Source organism: Campylobacter sp. 2014D-0216, from assembly GCF_014931215.1.
Lineage (GTDB): Bacteria > Campylobacterota > Campylobacteria > Campylobacterales > Campylobacteraceae > Campylobacter_D.
The window spans coordinates 595,177-616,765 of record NZ_CP063089.1; the positions used below are offsets into that span (position 1 = coordinate 595,177).

The 21,589-nt window shown below is 30.7% G+C and carries 23 protein-coding genes and 2 tRNA genes; 15 read left to right on the forward strand and 10 right to left on the reverse strand.

Annotation, left to right across the window (positions count from 1 at the left end; translation table 11 throughout):
* Nucleotides 1-2 precede the first annotated feature (2 nt).
* Genes A0083_RS03070 through A0083_RS03095 form a run of 6 tightly spaced genes read right to left on the reverse strand, consistent with a single transcriptional unit; the run spans nucleotide 3 to nucleotide 5,536 of the window.
* Entirely contained in the window at nucleotides 3-1,994 is a 1,992-nt protein-coding gene (locus A0083_RS03070) for a flagellar hook-length control protein FliK (protein WP_197554104.1), read from the reverse strand.
* Nucleotides 1,984-3,180 carry an MFS transporter gene (locus A0083_RS03075; RefSeq protein ID WP_197554107.1) on the reverse strand — a complete coding sequence of 399 codons (1,197 nt, stop codon included), beginning with the start codon at nucleotides 3,178-3,180 and terminating at the stop codon, nucleotides 1,984-1,986. Before A0083_RS03075 ends, A0083_RS03070 begins: the two co-directional genes overlap by 11 nt.
* Complete coding sequence (locus A0083_RS03080; protein WP_197554110.1) at nucleotides 3,174-3,659, reverse strand: hypothetical protein; 486 nt, start codon at nucleotides 3,657-3,659, stop codon at nucleotides 3,174-3,176. Before A0083_RS03080 ends, A0083_RS03075 begins: the two co-directional genes overlap by 7 nt.
* Entirely contained in the window at nucleotides 3,643-3,921 is a 279-nt protein-coding gene (locus A0083_RS03085) for an AtpZ/AtpI family protein (RefSeq protein WP_197554113.1), read from the reverse strand. Before A0083_RS03085 ends, A0083_RS03080 begins: the two co-directional genes overlap by 17 nt.
* A complete protein-coding gene (gene hemL, locus A0083_RS03090) occupies nucleotides 3,918-5,195 on the reverse strand; it encodes a glutamate-1-semialdehyde 2,1-aminomutase (RefSeq protein ID WP_197554116.1) in 1,278 nt (425 codons plus the stop codon). Before hemL ends, A0083_RS03085 begins: the two co-directional genes overlap by 4 nt.
* Nucleotides 5,192-5,536, reverse strand: coding sequence for a c-type cytochrome (locus tag A0083_RS03095; RefSeq protein ID WP_120759460.1), 345 nt, complete (start codon nucleotides 5,534-5,536; stop codon nucleotides 5,192-5,194). The genes hemL and A0083_RS03095 overlap by 4 nt, the downstream gene beginning before the upstream one ends.
* Before the next feature lie 78 nt (nucleotides 5,537-5,614).
* On the opposite strand from A0083_RS03095, the gene folD reads away from it, so the two are divergent.
* The 5 genes from folD (at nucleotide 5,615) to A0083_RS03120 (ending at nucleotide 10,606) form a co-directional block, all read left to right on the forward strand.
* A complete protein-coding gene (gene folD / locus A0083_RS03100) occupies nucleotides 5,615-6,463 on the forward strand; it encodes a bifunctional methylenetetrahydrofolate dehydrogenase/methenyltetrahydrofolate cyclohydrolase FolD (RefSeq protein WP_197554119.1) in 849 nt (282 codons plus the stop codon).
* Nucleotides 6,460-7,308 carry a signal peptidase I gene (lepB, locus tag A0083_RS03105; protein WP_197554122.1) on the forward strand — a complete coding sequence of 283 codons (849 nt, stop codon included), beginning with the start codon at nucleotides 6,460-6,462 and terminating at the stop codon, nucleotides 7,306-7,308. The genes folD and lepB overlap by 4 nt, the downstream gene beginning before the upstream one ends.
* A 161-nt stretch (nucleotides 7,309-7,469) precedes the next feature.
* Nucleotides 7,470-8,636, forward strand: coding sequence for a pyridoxal phosphate-dependent aminotransferase (locus tag A0083_RS03110; protein ID WP_197554125.1), 1,167 nt, complete (start codon nucleotides 7,470-7,472; stop codon nucleotides 8,634-8,636).
* Between the two features lie 90 nt (nucleotides 8,637-8,726).
* Entirely contained in the window at nucleotides 8,727-9,848 is a 1,122-nt protein-coding gene (tgt, locus tag A0083_RS03115) for a tRNA guanosine(34) transglycosylase Tgt (protein WP_197554128.1), read from the forward strand.
* Nucleotides 9,842-10,606, forward strand: a complete 765-nt coding sequence (locus A0083_RS03120) for a magnesium transporter CorA family protein (RefSeq protein ID WP_197554131.1) — start codon at nucleotides 9,842-9,844, stop codon at nucleotides 10,604-10,606. Before tgt ends, A0083_RS03120 begins: the two co-directional genes overlap by 7 nt.
* A gap of 1 nt (nucleotide 10,607) precedes the next feature.
* On the opposite strand, the gene A0083_RS03125 is transcribed toward A0083_RS03120, so the two are convergent.
* Nucleotides 10,608-10,684, reverse strand: a tRNA-Arg gene (locus A0083_RS03125).
* Nucleotides 10,685-10,801: 117 nt separating this feature from the next.
* Here A0083_RS03125 and A0083_RS03130 point away from each other — a divergent pair.
* The 6 genes from A0083_RS03130 to A0083_RS03155 all read left to right on the forward strand — a co-directional run bounded on the left by A0083_RS03130 (nucleotide 10,802) and on the right by A0083_RS03155 (nucleotide 16,226).
* Complete coding sequence (locus tag A0083_RS03130) at nucleotides 10,802-12,241, forward strand: acetyl-CoA carboxylase subunit A (protein ID WP_197554134.1); 1,440 nt, start codon at nucleotides 10,802-10,804, stop codon at nucleotides 12,239-12,241.
* Entirely contained in the window at nucleotides 12,241-12,501 is a 261-nt protein-coding gene (locus A0083_RS03135; protein WP_120759449.1) for a hypothetical protein, read from the forward strand. The genes A0083_RS03130 and A0083_RS03135 overlap by 1 nt, the downstream gene beginning before the upstream one ends.
* Nucleotides 12,501-13,217, forward strand: a complete 717-nt coding sequence (locus A0083_RS03140) for an arginyltransferase (RefSeq protein WP_197554137.1) — start codon at nucleotides 12,501-12,503, stop codon at nucleotides 13,215-13,217. Before A0083_RS03135 ends, A0083_RS03140 begins: the two co-directional genes overlap by 1 nt.
* An 18-nt stretch (nucleotides 13,218-13,235) precedes the next feature.
* Nucleotides 13,236-14,042 (forward strand): adenylosuccinate lyase, encoded by an 807-nt coding sequence (locus A0083_RS03145; RefSeq protein ID WP_197554140.1) that lies wholly within the window; start codon nucleotides 13,236-13,238, stop codon nucleotides 14,040-14,042.
* A 70-nt stretch (nucleotides 14,043-14,112) separates the two neighbouring features.
* On the forward strand, nucleotides 14,113-15,276 hold the full coding sequence (ftsW, locus tag A0083_RS03150) for a putative lipid II flippase FtsW (RefSeq protein ID WP_120759445.1): 1,164 nt from the start codon (nucleotides 14,113-14,115) through the stop codon (nucleotides 15,274-15,276).
* A gap of 191 nt (nucleotides 15,277-15,467) precedes the next feature.
* Nucleotides 15,468-16,226 (forward strand): basic amino acid ABC transporter substrate-binding protein, encoded by a 759-nt coding sequence (locus A0083_RS03155; protein WP_197554143.1) that lies wholly within the window; start codon nucleotides 15,468-15,470, stop codon nucleotides 16,224-16,226.
* Here the strand turns inward: A0083_RS03155 and A0083_RS03160 are convergent, their stop codons facing one another.
* Entirely contained in the window at nucleotides 16,227-17,492 is a 1,266-nt protein-coding gene (locus tag A0083_RS03160; protein ID WP_197554146.1) for an aminotransferase class V-fold PLP-dependent enzyme, read from the reverse strand.
* A 158-nt stretch (nucleotides 17,493-17,650) separates the two neighbouring features.
* On the opposite strand from A0083_RS03160, the gene A0083_RS03165 reads away from it, so the two are divergent.
* From A0083_RS03165 to A0083_RS03180, 4 genes are all read left to right on the forward strand, one after another.
* A complete protein-coding gene (locus A0083_RS03165; RefSeq protein WP_232087571.1) occupies nucleotides 17,651-18,412 on the forward strand; it encodes a DUF234 domain-containing protein in 762 nt (253 codons plus the stop codon).
* On the forward strand, nucleotides 18,405-19,421 hold the full coding sequence (locus tag A0083_RS03170) for a fla regulon two-component system sensor histidine kinase FlgS (protein WP_197554149.1): 1,017 nt from the start codon (nucleotides 18,405-18,407) through the stop codon (nucleotides 19,419-19,421). The genes A0083_RS03165 and A0083_RS03170 overlap by 8 nt, the downstream gene beginning before the upstream one ends.
* A 43-nt stretch (nucleotides 19,422-19,464) precedes the next feature.
* A tRNA-Arg gene (locus A0083_RS03175) sits at nucleotides 19,465-19,541 on the forward strand.
* 10 nt (nucleotides 19,542-19,551) lie between these two features.
* Nucleotides 19,552-20,019 carry a tRNA (cytidine(34)-2'-O)-methyltransferase gene (locus A0083_RS03180; RefSeq protein WP_197554152.1) on the forward strand — a complete coding sequence of 156 codons (468 nt, stop codon included), beginning with the start codon at nucleotides 19,552-19,554 and terminating at the stop codon, nucleotides 20,017-20,019.
* Here the strand turns inward: A0083_RS03180 and A0083_RS03185 are convergent.
* Both A0083_RS03185 and A0083_RS03190 read right to left on the reverse strand, forming a co-directional pair.
* Nucleotides 20,016-20,744, reverse strand: a complete 729-nt coding sequence (locus tag A0083_RS03185; protein WP_120759433.1) for an amino acid ABC transporter ATP-binding protein — start codon at nucleotides 20,742-20,744, stop codon at nucleotides 20,016-20,018. The genes A0083_RS03180 and A0083_RS03185 overlap by 4 nt on opposite strands.
* The gene (locus tag A0083_RS03190) at nucleotides 20,737-21,489 is read right to left on the reverse strand and encodes an amino acid ABC transporter permease (protein WP_442861587.1); all 753 of its coding nucleotides are present in this window, start codon (nucleotides 21,487-21,489) and stop codon (nucleotides 20,737-20,739) included. The genes A0083_RS03185 and A0083_RS03190 overlap by 8 nt, the downstream gene beginning before the upstream one ends.
* Nucleotides 21,490-21,589: the final 100 nt, after the last annotated feature.

Sequence of the window (21,589 nt, forward strand, 5' to 3'; positions counted from 1 at the left end):
TTTTAAGCCCTTGTGTCAAAACCCATATTAAAGTCATTATATTCTTCTTGGTTTTGGAATTTGCTTTTTGCGATATCGCTGATAAAAAAGTTTGAACTTAAAAGTCCTACTTTAACTAGAGCTTTTTTTAACTCATGCGCTCTTTCATAGAGTTTTTTTCTAAAATCGATATTTTCCACCATCATGTTTATATCAATATATTTGTCATTGCTAAGTGATAAAAAGACATTAATTTTGCCAAGCTTTTCAAATTCAAGGTTAATTTGCGCATAAAATTTGTCTTTTTTCCCACGTTTAAAAACTACATTAGATTTTTCTAAATCATCCCAAAAGAAAGGTAAGAAAGTGTGAATGCTATTATTGGCTAGTGATAAGAGTTGGTTAAACTCTAGTTGAGCTATAAGGCGATTTGTTTGATTGAGTATGGTTTCATTGTCTAGATTTTTTGCTAGATTAGAAACTTGCAAAAGAGTAGATTTGATGTCTTTTTGTAATTCAGAGCTAATTTCTGTACTATCTTTAGGAGTGATTTTTCCAAGATCTTTAATGGATAATTCTAGTTTTTTTTCTATATGTTTGATGTCATCTAGAGAATTTTTTGCTTCATGGTTTTTAGGATCTAGAGCTTTTAGCACTTCATTGAGTTTTCTACTTATTGATCCAAGTTCTTTGTTGAGGCTATTTAAAAGTGCTTCTTGGATGTTTTGAGTAAAATTAAGATTTTTACTGACACTTTGTTTGAAAATATCTTCTAGTAAAATTTTACCTGAAGTACTTTTAAAGATATCTTCTAATTTGGCATTATTATGTTGTGAGTTTTGATTTTTAGCTTCATTTTTAATTAATTCTTCGGTGTTTTTTTGAGATTCTTTTGTTTCTTCCTTTGTGTTTTCAAGAGTGTTTTTGTTGTGCGGTGTATCTTCTTTAGAGGTTTTGATGTTTTTTTCGTTATTTAAAATTTCTTCTTTATTTTTGACTTCTTTTGTTTCGTGGTTGTTTTTTTGAGGTGTTTTTGCCTCTTCTATTTCTTCTTTAGATGTTTTGTCAAGAATTTCTTGTTTAATCTCTTGTGTATTTTTTGGATTTTTAATATCTTTTAAAAGTGTGATAAAATCTTTGATGTTTTGACTGAGATCTTTTAAAATATGCGTATTTTGAATTTTTATATTTTCGGGTTTGGCTAATTCTTTGTTGATAAGGGCTAAATTTTTGTTTAAATCTTTGATGAAGTTGTTGGCGATATTTTGAAGTTTTTCTTGGCTGATCGAATTAGGGTTTTTATTGATATAATTTTTAAAATTTTCAATTTTATCAAACAACTTAAAAAGTGTTTTGTAGTGAGTAGTTTCTAGGGAAGTTTTATTTTCTTTCTTGTGTGCATGCAAAATGTGAATTAGTTCTTTTAATGTACTTGTGGTGTCAAGATTTTTAAGATCTAAATTGCTTATATCTTTTTTTAAATTTTCACTAGATGCGCTTTTGATTGTGCTTAAAAGATTAAAAAAGCTTTGGGGTAAGTTTTGCTCCTTTAAAGAATGGTTGAGTTTTGCTTCTAAAAATACGCCTGAATTTTTTACCAATGATGAAAGGTTTTTATTGTCAATATCTTTAGCAGGCTTTACAAGCTCATCTAGCATTTTTAATAATTTTTCAAATTCAGGAATTTTAGAAAGTTCTATTTGGAGTTTTTTTACTTCATTGGCAAAATTAGGGGCAAAATTGAGATCTTTTTGGTTTTTAAAAATGGCTAGATCAGGGTCTTTGTTTGCGGTTTTAATTTGCTCTAAAAGTTTATTGAGTAGTTGTTGTAATTTTTGATCAACTTGACTTACATAATCTTTAGGAAGCTTAGTCCCGCTTTCTCCTTTAGAGAAAAAAGGGTTTTTTAAAGCTTCATCTAGTGAGGTTTTTTTGTCTGTTTTTTCGCTTTTGTTGTCTTTGCTTGTTTCGTTTTTTGCGAATTGGTTTGGGTTGTTTGAGATATTAGTTATCATCTAACATTACCATATTACCAGGTCTTCTTTTGAATTTAGTAAGCTTTTTGAATTTTGGTTTATCAATAGCAAAAAGAATTAAAATAGCCAATAAGATAATGTAAAAATACATAAAGCCATTTCCTTCAAAATAATACATCAAAGTTCCAAGCACAGCAGGAGCAAATAAAGCACCAAAAGAGTAGGTAAAAAGAACTGCTCTGCCTAGCTCTACTCTTTTACTAGGATCATCAAGCATGTCGTTTGCTCTTGCCAAAGAAAGAGCATATAAGCAGCACATTCCCATGCCTAGCAAAAAGCCAAAAAGATATTTTAAGTAAATATTATAACTTAGCAATAAAATACAAAGCATAGCGCTTAAAGCCGTGAAAGCGCATAAAATAATAGCAAATTTACGACTGATTTTATCAGAAAGGGTTCCAATGAAAAGTTGAGATATAAACCCTCCTAACATAGTACAAAAAATAAAAATCGAAGCTTCTTTTGCACCAAATCCTTGTATGAGTATAAATAAAGAAGCCATAGAGAAAAATCCATTTAAAAGCATACCTGCTATAAAGCTTGTTACTAAAGCCAAAGGCACGATATCAAAAATTTTTGGAATGGAAATTTTGGTCTTTTGAGGTAAAACCGGCTCTTTGATGCGAATTAAAAATAAAGGAATTGAAGCAAACATAATAAAACTTGCACTTAAAATAAACACTGTATCGCTTGGAAAGTCAAACGACATAAGTAAAATTCCAAAACCTGAAGATGAGTAAAATACAACTTCATAAAAGGCTATCACCCTAGATCGAATAGCGTTTTTTGCTTTTTCATTAAGCCACGATTCTATAACCATTAAAAGTGCATAGTAACAAAAACCAAGTAAAAATCTCAAAAACATCCAAAAATAAAGATTGGAATTTAAACTATGGAGCATAGTAGCTATACCAAAAATGATGGCAAAAATTCCAAAAGATCTTATATGGCCAACTTTAGAAACTATTCTATGAGCGCTAATAGTGCTAATCATGGCACCAAGAAAATAGCAACTCCCTATAACTCCAATGTAAAAATTGCTAACTTGGTTGTGCTTTAGGATAATGGCTATAGAATTTACCGTTAAGGCGCTTCCTATGAAAACAAATATCATACCAAGAAATAATGCAGTTAATGATCTAATCGTTCTTTTTGAGCTTAACATTTTCTTATTAAAAAATTATATATTAATACCGCTATGGGTGTGACAAACATTGCACAAAACAAGGCAAAAATACTCATTAAGCCTTGAAACTCCAAATACAAAAATCCCGCAATTAAAAAAACATAGGCAAAAAGCTTAAATAAAGAAAAAAATGCCAGTGTGTTTTTAAAAATACTTTTAAATTTTGGTTTTAAATCGTCATCTACGTGGATAAATTTTACAATCTTTGGAAAAGAATGTGGTTTTTTTGCAAAAATTTGCAAAGGTCTTTGAGTAAAAGTGTAATTTTTAGCAGCCTTATAGATAAAATTTTTGTAATTTAAAAAAGAAAATACAATGATCAAATTTTGAGCTAAAAATCCAAATTCAAAGCTGATGAATAATTCAAAGCTTATTCCTTTATAGAAAAAAACTCCTGCTAGAAAAAGTAGATTAAGTCCTAGCAAGAGTTTGATTAAGATTTTAGGCTTTAGGATCATTTTTTAAATCTTTGTAGCGATTTTCATCTTTAAATTCTTCATAGCTTTGCACTTGTGCCTTATAAGCTTTATAAACATTTAAAATTGCTGCTGCAACCCCTATAAAAACTCCAAGCCAAAAAAGCCAGTTTATGCCGGTTAAATTTTTTAAAAAATATCCTATACCAACCCCGATTAAAACAGCTACCACCATGGATATACCAAGGCTTAGTCCATCTGCAGCTTCTATGCTTTTACGAATGATTTTTTGTCTTTTATTCATAGGGCTTTAAAACTTTCTTGTGCTGCTTGTATAGTTTTATCGATGATTTTTTTATCCATGCATTCGCAAATAAAACCTGTTTCAAATTGAGAAGGTGCTAAATATATGCCCTTGCTAAGCATTTGCGCGTGAAATTTAGCAAATAATTTTGTATCAGATTTTAAGGCATCTTGATAATTATTAACAGGATTTTCACAAAAGAAAAATCCAAACATAGAGCCAACGCAGTTTACTTGTAAAGGGATATTGCATTCATTTGCCGCTTCTTGAAAACCTTGGGTAAGTCTTTTGCCTAGTTTTTCTAATTTTTCGTATAAACCTTCATAGCTTCTTGCTTTTTTTAAGCTAGCATAGCCTGCAGCCATTGCAAGCGGATTGCCACTTAGTGTTCCTGCTTGATATACTCCGCCTAAAGGACTTAGTAAGTCCATGATCTCAGCTCTTGCAGCAAAAGCAGCCGCAGGCATGCCACCGCCTATAACTTTACCAAAAGTTACTATATCAGCTTGTATGTGGTTGATTCCAAAAGAACCTAAATAAGAAGCTCTAAAGCCACTCATAACTTCATCAAAGATTAAAAGAATTTGATGCTCATTGCATAGTTTTCTTAATTCTTGTAAAAATTCTAACTTAGCAGGCACTAGCCCCATGTTTCCTGCTATTGGTTCTATGATGATGCATGCTATGTTGTGATCTTCATTGATTAGGTTTTTAACACTATCAATATCATTATAAATTGCTACTAAGGTGTTTTTAGCCACATCGGTTAAAACACCTAAAGAACTTGGAGTATTAAAGGTAGCTGCACCACTTCCTGCACTTACTAATAAAGAATCAGAGTGTCCATGATAACACCCCTCAAATTTGATGATTTTATCTTTTTTAGTAAATCCTCTTGCTAGGCGAATGGCACTCATAGTAGCTTCAGTGCCGCTGCTTACAAAGCGAATTTTGTCTAAATGAGGCCAATCTTTTAAAATCAATTTAGCTAGTTTGGTTTCTGCTAAAGTTGGTGCACCAAAGCTTGATCCATGCTCTAATGCTTTTTTGCAAGCTTTTTCAATATCTTCATCGCAATGACCAAAAAGCAAAGGTCCCCAGCTTTGTACATAATCTATATAAGTATTTTCTTCTATATCGCTAATATAAGCACCTTTTCCTTGTTTGATAAACAAAGGATTACTGCCTACACTTGCAAAGGCACGCACAGGAGAGTCAACACCACCTGCGATGTACTCACAAGCTTCTTCAAAAGCTTTTTTGTTGTTTTTCATTGTTTACTCCTTTTGTTGTTAGTAATATATCTATAAAGTGATTTGATCTCATCATCTGTGAGAGAGTAAGTTGGCATAATACTTTTAGCCTCTTGAGGTTGGACTAAAATTTCTCTAAAACGCGCATAAGGAGTGTTTTTAATACTAGGAACAATAAAAGGAATTTTTTCTCCATTTTTAATATAATAACCTAATATTTGCTGTCCTCCATCGCCATGGCATTTTGCGCAACTTATGCCTCTTGGGTTTTTGTAAAGGGATTCTTGGTATTCTTTAGGGGAGATAAAATCTTCAGCCCAGACACCATAAACTATAAAAAATAAAAATAAAATAATTTTCATTTACTGCCTTTAACAAAAAAGAAGTTTTATTATGATACAATTTTTTAAGTTAAAGAAAGCTATAAATTAAGGAAAGAAATGACACTTTTAGATGGTAAAAAGCTAAGCGATGAAATTAAAAACAATCTTAAACAAGAAGTTATAGAGCTTAAAGCCCAAAGCATAGAGCCTTGTTTAGCGGTGATTTTGGTGGGTGAAGATCCTGCTAGTGCAACTTATGTGGGCTCAAAAGCTAAAGCTTGTGAGCAGTGTGGGATTAAGTCTTTAGTTTATAGACTTGATGTAAATACAACTCAAAATGAGCTTTTAGCTTTGATTAATACTTTAAACCATGATGATAGTGTAGATGGAATTTTAGTACAACTACCATTGCCAGCGCACATTAATAAAGATATTGTTTTAGAAAGTATTAATTTTAATAAAGATGTAGATGGATTTCATCCTTTTAATGTTGGAAATTTAAACCTTAATTTAAAAGGTGGATTTTTACCATGTACACCTTTGGGTGTTATGAAAATTTTAAAACATTATGATATAAAATTACAAGGTGCTGATGTAGTTGTCATCGGCGCTTCTAACATAGTTGGTCGTCCTATGGCTACGCTTTTGTTAAATGCAAATGCAAGTGTAAGTGTTTGTCATATTTATACAAAAGACTTAAAAGCTTATACAAAAAACGCAGATATTATCATCGTAGCTGCTGGTTGTCCAAATCTTTTAAAAGAAGATATGGTTAAAGAAGGTGTAGTTGTAGTTGATGTAGGGATTAATAGAGTTGATGGTAAAATTGTAGGTGATGTTGATTTTGAAAATGTAAGTAAAAAAGCTAGCTATATCACTCCCGTACCAGGTGGCGTAGGGCCAATGACTATAGCAATGCTTTTAGAAAACACTATTAAATCAGCTAAAAATAGGATTAAAAAATGAATTTTTTGAAAAAAATCTATAAATTCACTCAGTCTTGGACAGGGACTTTAGTAGTTGTTTTATTGATTATATTTTTCTTTATTCAAGCTTTTACTATACCAAGTGGCTCTATGAAAAATACTTTGCTGGTAGGGGATTTTTTGTTTGTTAAAAAATTCTCTTATGGTATTCCAACTCCACATATTCCTTGGGTAGAAGTGCCTGTTTTGCCTGATTTTAACAAAAATGGGCATTTAATCAGTAGCGAAGGTCCAAAAAGAGGGGATATAGTAGTGTTTAGATATCCTCATGAGCCAAAAATTCACTACGTTAAAAGGTGTGTAGCTAAAGGCGGTGATGAAATAGTTTTTGCAAATAAAACCTTGTATGTGCGTATGGTTGAGGGTGATGAATATATGAAAGATTATTACCCTAATAAAACAAAAATCATCGGTGGAAAACTTTATGTCAAAGAACCTTTTATAGAAAAAGGAATTCATTATGATGCTAGAGTGGATATAGAGAGTGTGTTTTTTCGTTATCTAAATCTAGGTCAATTTGCTATGAAGCCTGTATCATTTAACGAACTAGGAGAAAATAATATTTATGGTTTTAATGCATACTACTATAAAGTACCTGAAAATGAATATTTCATGATGGGTGATAATCGCGATCACTCTAGCGATAGTAGATTTTGGGGAAGTGTAGATTATAAATTCATAGTAGGACAACCATGGTTTATTTATTTCTCATGGGATGAAAATAAAAAAGTAAGATGGGAAAGAGTAGGTCGTTTGGTTGAAACTATAGAAAAAGATGAGCGTTTTATCCATCATAATGAAAGCGATATAGAAGCTTTAGAGTAATTACCCAAAGAAACAAAGTTAGTGTATTTTGTGTAGAAAGTGTATAGTTTCTACACAAAATTTTAAAAATATTCAGTCTTAATTTTATTCGTAGATTTTTTTAAGCTCCAAGTTGTAACAATTATCAAAAATAAAACTAGTGTAAAATAAAGGATATGAAAATGCTAAGCCAAAGATCTCAAAATTTAGGAGAATCCTTAACTTTAGTAATGACTGATATTGCAAAAACTTTAAAAGCAAATGGTGAAAAGGTGATCAGTTTTTCTGCAGGTGAGCCTGATTTTGATACCCCAAAGATTATAAAAGATGCTGCGATTGAAGCGATTGAAAATGGTTGCGGTGCTTATACGCCTGTTGTGGGCATAAAAGAAGTGATCGAAGCAATACAATTTAAATTTAAAAACGACAATAAATTAGAGTATAAGCCAAGCGAAATTATCACTAATGTAGGTGCAAAACATTCATTGTTTATGGCGATTGAGTGTTTGGTGGAAGAAGGAGATGAGGTTATTATACCAAGTCCATATTGGGTAAGCTATCCAGAAATGGTAAAATTTGCAGGTGGAACGCCGGTTTTTATCGAAGGTGAGGCTAAAAATGGTTTTAAAATTACTCCAGAGCAGTTGCAACAAGCCATCACTCCAAAAACTAAAGTTTTGATGTTTAATTCTCCTTCCAATCCTACAGGTGCTATTTATTCTAAAGAAGAAATTACTGCTTTAGCTAAGGTTTTAGAGGGCACTAAGATTGTGGTTTTAAGTGATGAGATTTATGAGAAATTAGTTTATGATGGAGAATTTTGTGCTTTTGCACAAGTAAGTGAAGATGCTTTAAACCGAACTGTAAGTATTAACGGACTTAGCAAGTGTGGTGCAATGCCAGGGTGGCGTTTTGGTTATATGGCAAGTAAAATGAGTGAATTTAATAATGCGGTGAAAAAGTTGCAAGGTCAAAGCACTTCAAATATATGTTCTATTATTCAGCATGCTGCTTTACCGGCTTTACTTGGAAAAGCAGATGATGATATTGAGATGATGAGACAAGCCTTTTTAAAACGTAGAGAATTAGCATGCGAAATTTTAAGTCGATGTGATAAATTAAAACTAGAACAAATTCCACAAGGTGCATTTTATTTGTTTATTTCGTGTAAAGAAGTAGATGGTGATTCGATGAGATTTTGCAAAAGATTATTAGAAGAACAAAAAGTAGCTTTAGTACCAGGTATAGGTTTTGGTATGGAGGGGTATTTTAGACTTTCTTATGCAACTAATGAAAAAGATATCATTGAAGGTTGTGAAAAAATCGTTGAATTTGTAAAAAACTACTAATTTCTTAAGCCTGTTAAAAACAGGCTTTCTTTCAAAAAAACTTATAAGCAAGTCTTTGGTATGATTATGCAAAAAATATTAGGAAAATCAATGGAATTTGAAGTTCAATATAAAAGTGCAAATGCTAGAGCTTGTCGTATAAAAACTACACATAGTGAAATTTTAACACCTATTTTTATGCCAGTTGGAACCTTAGCAGCGATTAAAAGTCTAGATGCTGTGGATATGAGTGAAATTTTAAATGCAAAAATTATTTTAGCAAATACCTACCATTTATATTTAAGACCAGGATCTAAAGTGGTTAAACAAATGGGCGGTTTGCACGGTTTTAGTCAATTTGACGGATCTTTTTTGACAGATAGTGGAGGGTTTCAGGCTTTTTCTTTAAGTAAAAACTCAAAGCCTGATGAAAAAGGAATTCAATTTAAAAGCCATATTGATGGAAGTTTGCATTATTTTACTCCGCAAAGTGTTTTAGATGCACAATATGATTTTAATTCAGATATTATGATGATCTTAGATGATTTAGTGGCATTGCCTGCAAGCAAAGAACGAATAGAACTTTCTTTAAAGCGCACTATAAAATGGGCAAAAGAAGCTATTGATTATCACAAGCTAAAGCAAAGTCAAGGTGTGGGAGTAGGGCAGAATATTTTTGGTATTATTCAAGGTGGTACTGATTTTGAAGCTAGAAAAATTTGTTCTCAAGCGCTTTGTGAGATGGATTTTGATGGCTTGGCTATAGGCGGTTTAAGCGTAGGAGAAGAGAATCAGGCTATGTATGATACGGTTGAAGCTATGATGCCTTATGTTGATAGCAACCGCCCTAGATACTTAATGGGAGTTGGTACACCTGAAGATTTGGTTGAAAATGTTGCAAGGGGCGTGGATATGTTTGATTGTGTGATGCCAACAAGAAATGCAAGAAATGGAACTTTATTTACAAGTTTTGGTAAATTTAATATAAAAAAAGCAGAATTTATCACCGATCATGCTCCTATAGACCATAGGTGTTCTTGTTATACATGTAGGAATTTTTCAAGAGCGTATTTAAACCATCTGTTTAAAGCTAAAGAATTAACTTTTTTTAGACTCGCGAGTATTCATAATTTACATTATTATTTGGATTTAGTAAAACAAATGCGTGAAGCCATCATTAAAGATGAATTTGAAAATTTTAGAAAAGAATTTTATAGACTAAGAACATGCTAAGTAGCACTTTAGAGCAAATAACAAACAATATTAATATTTCAAATGCTTACTATGAATTAGATGAATTTGATATATTTATGTTAGATATTGCTAAAATTTCTAGAAATATTTTTGTATTTAAAGACAATCAAATTTTTGAATATAAAAATAAAACACTCAATGATTTTTCTAGTGCTGAATTTGTAGCTATTTTAAAAGAAATCATACGAATTGAAAAAGAAAAAAATAATAGCATTGGCTTATCAATAGAAAAAAGAGAAGAGTTGATCTTAGAAGATAAAAAGGTTAAAAATTTTCTAACTAAATATTTTACTTTAAAAGTCAAGCTTGCTAAAAGCTATAAAACAGTTTCTTCGCTTTTGGAAGCATGTAAAATTTGTCACACAAAGCAGCAGTTCATAAAGAAAAATTTAAAAGCAATTATATTAAATTTATCAAATCTTGAAAGAAATATTAAAGATAATATCACAAGATTAGAGAGTATTTATACTTACATTAATACGATAAGAAGTGAAAAAATCAATCAAAATATTTATTTTTTAAGTATTATGTCTGCGATTTTTTTACCTTTGAATTTAATCGTTGGTTTTTTTGGCATGAATACTAAAAATTTATTTTTATCTGAAAGTGAAAATGGAACTTACTATGTTTTAGCTATGATATTAGCTATATTTTTCATTTTATTTTTATGGTATCAAATGAAAGATAAAAAAGAATTAGATTTAGATGAATTTTCTATTAAAAAGAAAAAGAAGTAGGTGGTACGCCCAAGAGGATTCGAACCTCTGACCTTTTGAACCGCAATCAAATGCTCTATCCAGCTGAGCTATGGGCGCAAAATAAAGAAGTAATTTTATCAAAATATCCTTAAAATTAGCAAAAATAAATAATTTTATAGAATTTTTATATTTTTATGCTAAGCTTCCTTTAATATTTTAGCTTAAGGCAAGGTAATGATACATAAGATTTTAATAGCCAATAGAGGTGAGATCGCAGTCAGAGTAATCCGTGCTTGTAGGGATTTGCACATAAAAAGTGTTGCAGTTTATACCGAACCTGATTATGAGTGTTTGCATGTAAAAGTTGCAGATGAAGCATATAGAATAGGAACGGATGCTATAAGAGGGTATCTAGATGGCAAAAGAATTGTAGAGATCGCAAAAGCTTGTGGAGCTGATGCAATACATCCTGGCTATGGATTTTTGAGCGAAAATTATGAATTTGCTAAAGAATGCGAGGATGCGGGGATCATTTTCATAGGCCCAAAATCAGATGTTATTCGCAAAATGGGAAATAAAAACATTGCAAGATATTTGATGAAAAAAAATGGGATCCCTGTGGTGCCTGGAACTGAAAAATTAAATCATTGTACATTAGAAGAAATCAAACTTCAAGCTTTGAAAATAGGCTATCCTGTGATTTTAAAAGCCAGTGGCGGCGGCGGCGGTAGAGGTATACGTGTTGTGCATAAAGAAGAGGATTTGGAAAAATCTTTTGAAGCTTGTAAGAGAGAAGCGCTTAGCTTTTTTAAAAATGATGAAGTGTTTATGGAAAAATATGTTATCAATCCAAGACATATTGAGTTTCAAATTCTAGCGGATAATTATGGAAATATCATTCACCTTTGTGAAAGAGATTGTTCTATCCAAAGAAGACATCAAAAAATTATCGAAATAGCACCTTGTCCGAGTATTTCAGAAAAACTTAGAAAAACCATAGGAGTAACCGCTGTAGCTGCTGCAAAAGCAGTGGGTTATACGAATGTTGGTACAGTTGAGTTTTTGCTTGATGATTATAATAGATTTTATTTTATGGAAATGAATACAAGAATTCAAGTAGAGCATCCTATCACAGAAGAAATCACAGGAATTGATCTTATCACAAGACAAATTCGTATTGCTAATGGAGAAATTTTAGATTTAGAACAAAGCGATATTAAACCAAGAGGTTTTGCTATAGAAGCTAGAATTACAGCAGAGAATGTGTGGAAAAATTTCATTCCAAGTCCAGGTAAAATCACCGAATATTTTCCGGCTTTAGGTCCATCTGTAAGAGTGGATAGTCATTTGTATAAAGACTATACGGTGCCGCCTTATTATGATTCTTTGCTTGCAAAATTAATCGTCAAAGGTTCAAGTTATGATAGTGCGGTTAATAGGCTTGAGAGGGCTTTGAAGGAATTTGTGATCGATGATATAAGAACTACTGTGCCATTTTTGATCGCAATTACCAAAATAAGGGAATTTAGAAGAGGTTATTTTGATACTTCTTTTATAGAAACACACATGGAGGAGCTTTTAGAAAAAACAGAAGATAGGCATCAAGAAAATAAAGAAGAGGTGATTGCTGCGATTGCTGCTGCTTTACAAAAAATAAAAGAAAGTAGAGAATAATGAGTTTTTTAGATGAATTAAAAGATATTAAAAAAGTACTTCAAAAAGAACAAGGTCAAGTTAAAAAAGAAAAAAACAAGGCAAGTAAAAGTGGAATTAGTATGAAAAATACTGATTTAGAGAATGTAAGAAAAGATTTGGCTAAACAAAATGAGCTAAAAAAACAAGAACAAGAATTTGAAGAAATGTTTGCCAAAGAAGAGCGTTTGGCAAACGAATTTATGGAATTTGTTAAAAATAGTGATATTAAAAAGATCTAATGAATATTATAGGTTTTTGTACTTTAGAAGAAGAATGTCCTTATCTTGAGGATAGGTATTGTAGAAATGAATACAACTATGTCTCTTTTATCACTAAGGCGCAAAACCAAGAATTAGTTTCAAGAGGCTGGCGACGCTTTGGTTCGTATTTTTCAAGACCTATTTGCGATGGTTGTAATGAATGTCAAAATTTACGTATCGTAGTGGATGATTTTCATTTTAGTAAAAGTTATCGTAGGGTTTTGAAAAAAAATACTGCAACTAAGATCATCTTGCAAAAACCTTCTTTGAGTGATGAGCATTTGTTATTATACGAAAAATACCATCATTATCAAAAAGATAAGAGAAATTGGAAAATTTATGATCTCAATTTTAGAAAATACTACAATCTCTACGTAGATAATGCGGGTACCTTTGGTTATGAGCTAGATTTTTATGTTGATAATAAATTAGTCTGTGTTGATTTGATTGATATTTTAGATGATGGAATTTCTAGTATATATTGTTTTTATGATCCTGATTTTTCACACTTAAGCCTCGGAAAATATTCACTTTTAACCGAAATTAAACTAGCACAATTGAAAAAATTAAAATACATTTATTTAGGATATTTTGTAAAAGGGTGTCAATCTTTATCGTATAAAGCCGATTATAGTCCAAATGAAATTTTAAAACACACTAGTGCTTTAAATGAACAAGCATTTTTGTGGAGTTAGTTTTATAGAGAGGATTTTATGCAAGTAGTGCAAACTTTAGAATCGGTTAGTGTTAATACTGATGATTTTTTAATGTTTAAATATTTTCAAGATCTTATCCGTAAAAATTTTTCCAAAGTTGTCGGAAATAAAAACAAAACTTTGTCTTTTTTTGTGGAAAATGAAATTCCTCAAAGAAGATACTTTTTAAAGCTTGTAAATCATAAATATAAAAAAAATACAGGCAATCAAATCGATAATCTTGCTTTTGCGCACTATAAAACCTTCAAATTAAATCTTGCTCAGGCGAATACCTTAAAACCGGTAATCTTTGCTAAAATAGGTTTTGCACAAAAAAATATTTTGATCACGTTAAGTTCGAATGAGAAATTATTTGCGGTGTATTTGGAGCAATACTTTAAAGACCATAAAAGCGTATATGATGAGAAAAATTGTATTTTTTCATTAGAGTATAAAGACGATAACACTTTAAATCTTTTAGAAATTTTAGCAAGTGTTAATGAGCATTTAAAATACTGTGTAGATTTTACAATCAATGAAACTCAGCTTTTGGAATTTAGAAATAAAATGAAAAATAAGGCTAGTACAAATTGGAAATTTAATGCCTTGGCTAAGTTATTTGAGAATTATTTTCAAACATTAGGGTGTAATTCTAGTGATGATTTTTCTACTATTAGGCAAAACTATCTTAATTTGGTAAAAATTTACCACCCTGATCGTCATCAAGGTAAAAGTAAAATCGAACAAGCTTATTGCCGTGAAGAATTTGAAAAAATTCAACTTGCATATGAAAGCCTGAAATCTTTATATAAAAACAATACCTGATGTTAAAATAACATCATTTTAAGTTGCAATTGATTAAAATTAACTTTTTATAAAAATTTAGGGAATAATATTGGTTGCTGATAGAAAGTTATTTTTTTTAAGTTGCATTTTAATTACCATAGGCATACTTTTTTCTTACTCATTAAGCGCTTTTACTGTGCTTTATTTGGAGTATAATGAATTTCATTTTTTTATCAGACAGCTTTTTTTTGGGCTTAGTGGTATAGCTATTATTTATTTTGTATCAAGGTTAAACCCTGATAGCAAAATGGCGCATTATCTCATGATAAGTGTTTTATTAGTCTCGTTTTTATTTATCCTTGTTTTACCTTTTTTACCAACTTTCCTTGCTACGGCAGCAGGGGGTGCTAAAAGATGGATCAGACTTGGGCCTTTGTCTATTTCTCCGGTTGAGTTTTTTAAAATAGGTTTGATTTATTTTCTTGCTTGGTCTTATACTAGAAGAATTGATGATAGTAAAAAAGCAATCAAGCATGAGGTTTTGATTTTAATTCCTTATTTTATTCTAGCAGCTTGTGTGATAGGGTATATTTATATGACACAAAATGACCTAGGGCAAAGTGTGATTTCGTTTTTCTTGGTTTTTGCTTTAGCTTTTTTTGCAGGAGCGAGTAAAAGGCTTTTTGCTTTTGGTGTGGTTATTGTTGGAATGATAGGAGTTTTGGTAATTTTAAGTAACCAAAGAAGAATTCAACGTATATCTGCTTGGTGGGGAAATATCCAAGATGCTTTTTTGCCTTTTTTTCCTGATTGGCTGGCAAGTGCTTTAAGAGTAAGTCATAATTCAGAACCATATCAAATTTCACACAGTTTAAATGCTATAGCTCACGGTGGCTTTTTTGGAGAAGGTTTAGGGCTTGGTACATTCAAGCTAGGCTTTTTAAGTGAAGTACATACAGACTTTGTTTTATCAGGTATAACGGAAGAAATAGGTTTGTTGGGTTTAAGTATTATTTGTTTGATTTATTTATTGGTAATCCTTCGAATTTTTAGAATAGCAGGGCGTTGTGAAAATAAGGTGCACTTTTTATTTTGCTCAGGAGTTGCATTGCTTTTATTATTTTCATTTTTTATGAATGCATTTGGTATTATTTCTTTGACACCGCTAAAAGGAGTTGCCGTTCCGCTTTTAAGCTATGGAGGTAGCTCCATGTGGTCTATTTGCCTTGGAATAGGATATGTACTAATGATTAGTAAAAAGGTAAAAATTTAAACTCATTAATTAAAATATATAAAAATTAACTTAAATTAAAAATATTTATAATCAACTCTTTACAAAAACCTTTTTTTTGCTTATAATTATGCTCACATTTATTATAAGGAGGTAGAGTATGAAGAAATATAGGCGTCAAAACACATTATAATCTTTTATCAATTTTAATTTAATTTTAACAAAGGAAAAAAATGAAAAAAATTTTATATGTTGTTTTAGCGTTGTTTGGTATATTAGTTTTAGGTGCTTGCTCAAGTGATAAAAACCAAACTGGTGCTTCTAGTGAAAAGGTTTACAAAGTAGGTATAGCTGCAAATTATCCTCCTTTTGATTTTATTAAAGATGCAAAAATTACCGGATTTGATGTAGATTTACTAGAAGAAATAGCAAAAAGAGAAAATCTAAAACTTGAATGGGTAAATATGAGCTTTGATGGTTTGATTCCTGCTTTAAAAGCTGGAAAAATTGATATGATCGCTTCTGCTATGAGTTCAACTCCTCAAAGACTAACAAGTATGGATTTTAGCGATACTTATTTTAATACAAAAAATTTATACTTAAAGTTAAAAACAGATGCTAGTATTAGCGACAAACAAAGTTTAGAAGGTAAAAAAATAGGTGTGCAACTTGGTACCATTCAAGAAAGTGCTGCAAAATCTATCCCAAATGCTCAAGTAGTAGCGAGTGAGGAAATGCTAGCGGCGATTTTAGCATTAAAAGCTGGTAAATTAGATGCGGTTTTAACTGATAAAGATATTGGTAAAGGTTATTTAAAAACCAATGAAGAATTAGAGGCGTTTTTGGAAGAAAATGATGGTAGTTCTGGTTTTTGTATAGCATTTGACAAAGGAAAGCAAACTGAACTTATTCAAAAAATCAATGCTGGTTTAGAAAAAGTAAAAGCTGATGGTACTTATCAAAAAATCGTAGAAAAATACGACCTACAATAATTAACTCAAAGCCTTGATACTTGCTTTCAAGGCTTTTAAAAAATACTCTATATCTTCTTTTGTGTGTGTATAGTGAAATCCCACTCTTAGCCAACCCGGTTTAAATTTTAGTTCTTGATTGTCTTTTAAATTGAGCAAGTCATGTCCATAAGGTCCTGCACAAGCACAACCCGCTCTTGTTTCTATTTTATATGTTTTACTTAGTTTGTAGGCTAAATCAAATGGAGAAATTCCTTCTATATTAAAAGCAAAAATAGGCAATCTATGTGTGATATTTTTTGCATATAAAGTCATTTTTGGGAAATTCATACATTGTTTAAAAAAATACTCACAAAGTTCCTTTTCTTTTTTTTCTATAGTATCTAAACCTATTTCATTACGTATTTTAAAAGCTAAGCTTGCTCTAATTAGCTGGATAATTCCAGGTGTGCCACCTTCTTCTAGGTTTTCAACTTCACATAAATATTGTTGAGAAGTTCTTGAGACATAACCCACTGTTCCACCTGCTGCAAAACTAGGAGTATCGCCACATAGATTTTTTTTAATAGCAAGCAAACCACACGATCCTACGCCTCCAAGTAGTTTATGAGAACTAATAAATACCGCATCATAAAATTTGGGATCTAAATTAGCATAAGGGGCTAGAGTTGAAATATCAAAAGCAACGACACCATTGTATTGTTTAATTAGAGTGTAGATTTTTTTATAATCACTTAAAATACCAGTCACATTAGAGGCAGCATTAAAACTTGCGATAATTTCTCTATCTTTGGATTTATGTAGTAAATTTTTTAAAAAATCATAATCTAATTCGCCATTTTTATCTAAAGGCACTCTAATGTATTCACATAATGCCTCTCTAAAAGAAAGCTCATTAGAATGGTGTTCATAAGGTCCTATAATGACTAAAGGTAGCGATTTTTTTTTGACTTCGCGAAAGTATTTTTGCTTAATACGCGGAGGAATGTATAAGCCTAAGATTTCTTGAAATTTCTTAATTGCCGCAGAAGATCCGCTTCCACAAGCTATAAGTGCAAAACTATCATCTAATTCAAGATATTTTTTTAAATTCGCCCTTGCGTTTTCGTAGTATTGTTGTGTGATAAAAGAATTTAAAGAGCTATCAGAATGTGTATTAGCATAGGTTGTAAGTATTTTTTTGATTTCTTTTTCTATGCTTTTTAGTGCCAAAGCGCTAGCAGTAAAGTCAAAATAATGTATTCCTTTTTTTAAAATAATATCTTGTTTTAATGTTTCAATATTCAAAAAAAATCCTCTAAAAATTTGTTAAAATTATATCATACAAAAGATTTAAAATTAAGGAACTAGCTATAAATTTTAGTGATTTTTCAAAACTTTGTAAAGGTTTTGAGCTTGAAAAGATTTTTGATTTTTATAGTGTTTTTGATGAATTTGATTTTGATTTGAAATTAAGCTTGTATGAGAATATTTCAAATGTTTTTATTAATCATGCTTTTGATATTTTAAGTCAATTAAATTTAGATGAAAATAGCTTAAAAGCTTTAAGTGTGTTGAGTAAAAATGATAGAAAACGTTTTTCTATTAATAAATCTATTCCGCATTTTCAAGCATTAGGTATCATCAATAAGCTTTTAGATAAAAATATCTTGGTTTTGGAAAAAAGTCAAGAAAAACCTGCGATAAAAAACAAAAGGCAGAAAGTAAAAAAAGAATTAAGATCATATATTGTTCAAGATAAGGTAGTTTTTAAAAATCATGGTTTGAGGTTTTTCTTTTACTTTATATATCCTAATTTAAGCTTAATCGTAAGCAATAAAACAGAAGAATTGTTGGGAATTATAAAAACAAATTTAGAAAATTATCAAAGTCTTATTTTTGAATTTTTGTGCAAAGATTTTTTAGCTAAAAAGCTTAAAGTGGAGCAGGTTTTTAGTTTTTGGAATTATTATTGTGAGATAGATTTGTATTATTGTGAAAATAATTTTTGCGTTTTAGGTGAGGTTAAATTTAAAGAAAGAAAGATTTGTAAAAATATCTTAAATATTTTAAAAAATAAAGCAAAACAGCTTCAAGTTCAGCCAAATTTATATGTGCTTTTTTCAAAAAGAGGTTTTAGTAAAGAATTGGTGGCTAATAAGGAGCGTAATTTGCTTTTATATACTTTGGAAGATTTTAAATTTTTAATCGAGGATAACAATGGATGAGAATATTTTAAAAAGTTTAGATTCTAGTGAAAAAGAAAATTTACAGCAAGGCTTAAAAGCTTTAATAGAACAAACTTATGTTATAGAAAACGAATATAAACAGCTTAATGAAAACTACACTGCGTTAAGACAAATGGTGAGTGAGATTATAGAAGTTTTACCTATGGCATTGTGGATTTTAGATGCAAACAAAAATATTATTTTACAAAATAATCTTGCCACTCAAAAGCCAAAGCTTTTAGAATGTATTGATCTTGATAAAACACATTATGAGCTTGAATTTGACCATAAATTTTATCTGATTAAAATCACCTCTCATATTGATAAACTTATAGTAAATGCAACAGATATTAGCGATGAAAAAAGAAACGAAAGACTAGCGAGTATGGGTACAGTGGCGGCTCATTTAGCACATGAAATACGCAATCCTATTGGTTCCATTTCACTTTTAAGTTCAACTTTATTTGAAAGAAGTGAGTTGAAAAACAAGCATATTGTTTTAGAAATTCAAAAAGCAATTTCAAGGGTAGAACGTATAGTAAATTCCACTTTGCTTTTTACCAAAGGTGTGCATGTTAATTTTAATGAATTTAATTTACAAGAGTTGCAAGATGAATGCGAGCAAGCTATTGGTGCGTATAATTATTTAGCGAATATTGACTTTAGTTTTGATTTTTTAGATCTAAGATTGAATGCAGATAAATCTTTGCTTGCATTGGTATTGCAAAATTTGCTTTATAACGCCATAGATGCAATCGAAGAAAGCGAAAATGACGAGGGGTGTATCAAAGTCCAATGTGAGCAAAAAGAAGATAAAATTTTTATTAGAGTTTATGATAGCGGAGTAGGTATAAAAGATAAAAAAATGGTATTTGAGGCTTTTAAGACTACTAAATTAAAAGGAAATGGCTTGGGACTTTCTTTATCCAAGCAAATCATTGATGCGCATAATGGGGTATTGGGATTTGATGAAAATCCAAAATGTTTTTTTATAGAGCTAAAAATTTAAGCTCTATAAAATAAATTTTAACTTAAAATAATAAAAGTATTTTGTCCTCATAGCTCAGCTGGATAGAGCGCAGAATTCCTAATTCTGAGGCCGCAAGTTCAAACCTTGCTGGGGACACCAAAGGAAGGTAATGTTTCATATTGTTTTAGTTGAGCCACGTATACCTCAAAACACCGGAAGTATTGGAAGAATGTGTTATAATGCAGGGTTTACTTTGCATATTGTTAACCCACTCTTTAGTATCGATGAAAAAGCAGTTAAAAGAGCGGGGCTTGATTACTGGAAGAAATTAAATCCTTTATTGTGGGATAGCTTGGAGGATTTTTTAAACGAATATGGAAAATTTCAAGATAGATTTTTCTTTGCGACAACTAAAACCAGTCAGACTTATTTTGAAGTAAATTACCAAAAAGGCGATTTTTTGTTTTTTGGTAGTGAAAGTTTTGGTTTACCTATGGATCTTATGCAGAGAAAATGGGAAAATACTATTACTATACCGATGAAAGAATGTGGCAGAAGTTTAAATTTAGCAACAAGTGTGGGTATAGTAAGCTATGAAGCTTTGAGGCAAAATTTTGCCTCGTTTGAAAAGAATTAATGGTTTAATACCTGATTTAAAAATTCTTTTAATCTTTCATTTTGTGGATTTTCAAAGGCTATTTTAGGGCATTCATCTACCGCTATAACCCCTTTATCCATAAAGAAAATTCGGTTTGCAACATTTCTAGCAAAACCCATTTCGTGTGTAACAACAAGCATTGTTAAACCCTCTTTAGCTACTTCTTTCATGATATTTAAAACCTCGCCTATCATTTCAGGATCTAGTGCTGATGTTGGTTCGTCAAATAAAATTACATCAGGATTCATCATCAAAGAACGTGCAATAGCAATGCGTTGCTTTTGTCCACCTGAAAGTTTATGCGGGTAGTAGTTTTCTTTATCGCTTAAGCCAACTTTTTGAAGAAGCTCTTTTGCTTTTTTTACCGCTTCTTCTTTAGTCATGATTTTAGTTTGTACAGGCGCTAAACATAAATTTTCTAAGACATTTTTATTGTTAAAAAGATTAAAATGCTGAAAAACCATGCTAACTTTTTGGCGAATTTTGTTTATATCAGTTTTTTTATCCAATATATTAATATTATTGATGAAAATATTACCACTATCTGGTACTTCAAGTTTGTTTAAACAGCGTAAAAAGGTACTTTTTCCACCACCACTAGGTCCGATAATAGCGATAATATCACCTTTGTTTATTTCAACACTAATGTCTTTTAAAACTTCTAAATCACCGTATTTTTTTATTAAATTTTCAATTTTAATCATGTTTGCTTAATCTCTCTTCTATTAATCTTGCAATCAAGGTTAGAATTTTTACACTCACGTAGTATACTAGCCCTGTAAAAATAATAGGCTTAGGGTTGTAATAAACAGCTTGTAAGCTTTTGCTTTGCATAGTAATATCCATAACACTAATATAACCTACAATCGAAGTTTCCTTAAATAAAGAGATAAACTCATTCATTAAAGAAGGTAAAATGTTTTTAATTGCTTGTGGAAATATGATCAATCTCATAGAAGCAGAGTAATTAAGTCCCATTGCTCTTGCAGCTTCCATTTGTCCTTTATCCACGCTTTGAATCCCACTTCTAACAATCTCTGCAACATAAGCAGAACTGTTAAGACCAAGTGCGATAATAGCCACATAAAAATTATCACTCCAAGTTGCAAAAATAACTACAGAAAAAATTAAAAGTTGTAAAAGAATTGGTGTTCCACGTATAATGTCGATGTATTCATCTATGATAAAGTTTAAGCTTTGAATTTCTAAACATCTTAAAAAAGCGATAAAAAAACCAAGCACAATGCCGATTAAAACCCCACCGACTGTTAGCCCTAAAGTCGTAAAATAGCTATGAACATAAGCTTTTGCTTCTACAGTGTATGCATATTCTCCTGTAGCTAAGCCATTTGAGTCTTTTACTTGTAAAATTTCAACCGGAAAAGAAAAGTAAGCCCAGAAAATAATAATAGTAAAAAATACAAAGATTTTCATTGTATTATGTTTCAATCTTTACACCTTTATATAAAATTTAAAACAATAAGTGTATAAAAATAAAGTTTTTTTTTTACTTAAAAGTTTTTTATATGACTAATTTGCTTGTATTGTG

Excerpts from the sequence above, each read along its gene's own strand:
- A0083_RS03070 (WP_197554104.1), bottom strand. The coding sequence starts at position 1,994 with ATGATAACTAATATCTCAAACAACCCAAACCAATTCGCAAAAAACGAA.
- A0083_RS03075 (WP_197554107.1), bottom strand. The coding sequence starts at position 3,180 with ATGTTAAGCTCAAAAAGAACGATTAGATCATTAACTGCATTATTTCTT.
- A0083_RS03080 (WP_197554110.1), bottom strand. The coding sequence starts at position 3,659 with ATGATCCTAAAGCCTAAAATCTTAATCAAACTCTTGCTAGGACTTAAT.
- A0083_RS03085 (WP_197554113.1), bottom strand. The coding sequence starts at position 3,921 with ATGAATAAAAGACAAAAAATCATTCGTAAAAGCATAGAAGCTGCAGAT.
- hemL (WP_197554116.1), bottom strand. The coding sequence starts at position 5,195 with ATGAAAAACAACAAAAAAGCTTTTGAAGAAGCTTGTGAGTACATCGCA.
- A0083_RS03095 (WP_120759460.1), bottom strand. The coding sequence starts at position 5,536 with ATGAAAATTATTTTATTTTTATTTTTTATAGTTTATGGTGTCTGGGCT.
- folD (WP_197554119.1), top strand. The coding sequence starts at position 5,615 with ATGACACTTTTAGATGGTAAAAAGCTAAGCGATGAAATTAAAAACAAT.
- lepB (WP_197554122.1), top strand. The coding sequence starts at position 6,460 with ATGAATTTTTTGAAAAAAATCTATAAATTCACTCAGTCTTGGACAGGG.
- A0083_RS03110 (WP_197554125.1), top strand. The coding sequence starts at position 7,470 with ATGCTAAGCCAAAGATCTCAAAATTTAGGAGAATCCTTAACTTTAGTA.
- tgt (WP_197554128.1), top strand. The coding sequence starts at position 8,727 with ATGGAATTTGAAGTTCAATATAAAAGTGCAAATGCTAGAGCTTGTCGT.
- A0083_RS03120 (WP_197554131.1), top strand. The coding sequence starts at position 9,842 with ATGCTAAGTAGCACTTTAGAGCAAATAACAAACAATATTAATATTTCA.
- A0083_RS03130 (WP_197554134.1), top strand. The coding sequence starts at position 10,802 with ATGATACATAAGATTTTAATAGCCAATAGAGGTGAGATCGCAGTCAGA.
- A0083_RS03135 (WP_120759449.1), top strand. The coding sequence starts at position 12,241 with ATGAGTTTTTTAGATGAATTAAAAGATATTAAAAAAGTACTTCAAAAA.
- A0083_RS03140 (WP_197554137.1), top strand. The coding sequence starts at position 12,501 with ATGAATATTATAGGTTTTTGTACTTTAGAAGAAGAATGTCCTTATCTT.
- A0083_RS03145 (WP_197554140.1), top strand. The coding sequence starts at position 13,236 with ATGCAAGTAGTGCAAACTTTAGAATCGGTTAGTGTTAATACTGATGAT.
- A0083_RS03155 (WP_197554143.1), top strand. The coding sequence starts at position 15,468 with ATGAAAAAAATTTTATATGTTGTTTTAGCGTTGTTTGGTATATTAGTT.
- A0083_RS03170 (WP_197554149.1), top strand. The coding sequence starts at position 18,405 with ATGGATGAGAATATTTTAAAAAGTTTAGATTCTAGTGAAAAAGAAAAT.
- A0083_RS03180 (WP_197554152.1), top strand. The coding sequence starts at position 19,552 with ATGTTTCATATTGTTTTAGTTGAGCCACGTATACCTCAAAACACCGGA.
- A0083_RS03185 (WP_120759433.1), bottom strand. The coding sequence starts at position 20,744 with ATGATTAAAATTGAAAATTTAATAAAAAAATACGGTGATTTAGAAGTT.